Consider the following 1309-nt stretch of genomic DNA (forward strand, 5'->3'; position numbering starts at 1 on the left):
TGTCTCTGCTCTCATCAAACATCTTTATTTATCTCTTATTTAAATAAGTTGCTCTTTTGGAATCGACTCACAGGGTGACGATAAGTACTGCTATTCATATCAATCGCAACCTTACTTAAAAGGGTTAACACTGATTCAACATTAGGCATCGAGTTTCTAATTTTCAATGTTCTTTTGAAGGCCTTGTTCAGTCGCTCAATCCAGTTGGTGGTGTAAATCATATTTCGAATATCGTACTCGAAGCTTAAGTAAGTTGAGTAATATGAGAGCCAATATGGATCAGCCAGCCTCTTCATATGAGGATAATAGCGCTGCCACCGTTGGACCACTTGCTGTGCTCTGTTTAGCAGCTTTTCTTTTGTATCCTCTCGATTATCCATTTGAAAAATCTCGTTCAGATCACTGACGACGGCTAGGCGATGCTGCTTTTTGACCTTATTCAGTATGGATCGCTTGAGATGTAACACACACTTTTGAATCGAAGCATCAAAGTGTTTTTCTAATGTACTATCAAGCTCGGTAAGGTTATCGATGACGAATAGGTCCGTTTGCTGCATTCCCCTTGATTTAAGATCCTGGCAAACCTCATCCCAAAAACTTGATGACTCTGTTGGTGCATTGTAGATGCCAATCACTTCTCGAGTCATATCAGGTAAAACCGCTAACGCTATGTAGTACGCCTCACTGGAGACTCTCTCACGTTTGGTTTTCACAAACGTGGCATCCAAATAGACGATGGGATAATAGCTGTTTAATGGCCGTTCTCTGAACTCTCGCATTGCGTCGGACAAGCTAACCGTAATGCGAGAGATCTGACTTTTTGACAGGTGCTGACCGTAGATAGTCTGTGTGATGGATTCGATATCACGCGTTGTTAAGCCCTTAGCATACAACTCAAAACATAACTCATTCAGCGAGTCAGATTGATCCCGCATAATATTGAGCAATGTTGGCTTGAAGTGCCCCAATCGATCCCTTGGGATTTGCAGGGATAAAGCCTCCCCGATACCAAAGCCGTTCACGCTGCGATAGCCATTTGCTTTATTGCCTTGTACCGCCGCCTCAAGATAAGCCGATCGCTCGGCCTTCATCAGACTGTTGATCGCCATCTCGAGTAATTTATTGATACCGTCAGGCTGTGAAGTTAGCTGGTCAACGGCGGCTTGTATCTGTTGAGTGTTTAGTTTTAAAGTGTCCATAGTCTCTCTTTTGTTAAATGGTTTGTTTTTTGGTCGAAACAAAAACATTTAATGAGAGAGGGGCGCCTAATACAACGCCCTTTACTGGACACACTTCTTGGGACGGTATG

General features: G+C 42.9%; 1 protein-coding gene. It reads right to left on the reverse strand.

From position 1 onward, the window contains the following. Positions 1-35: 35 nt before the first annotated feature. Positions 36-1199, reverse strand: a complete 1164-nt coding sequence (locus MAQ5080_RS17135; protein WP_067213519.1) for an IS256 family transposase — start codon at positions 1197-1199, stop codon at positions 36-38. Between the last annotated feature and the right edge of the window lie 110 nt (positions 1200-1309).

This window comes from Marinomonas aquimarina, from assembly GCF_900089755.1.
GTDB classification, from domain to species: Bacteria; Pseudomonadota; Gammaproteobacteria; order Pseudomonadales; family Marinomonadaceae; genus Marinomonas; species Marinomonas aquimarina.

Coding starts and splice junctions, on each gene's coding strand:
- MAQ5080_RS17135 (WP_067213519.1), bottom strand. CDS start 1,199: ATGGACACTTTAAAACTAAACACTCAACAGATACAAGCCGCCGTTGAC.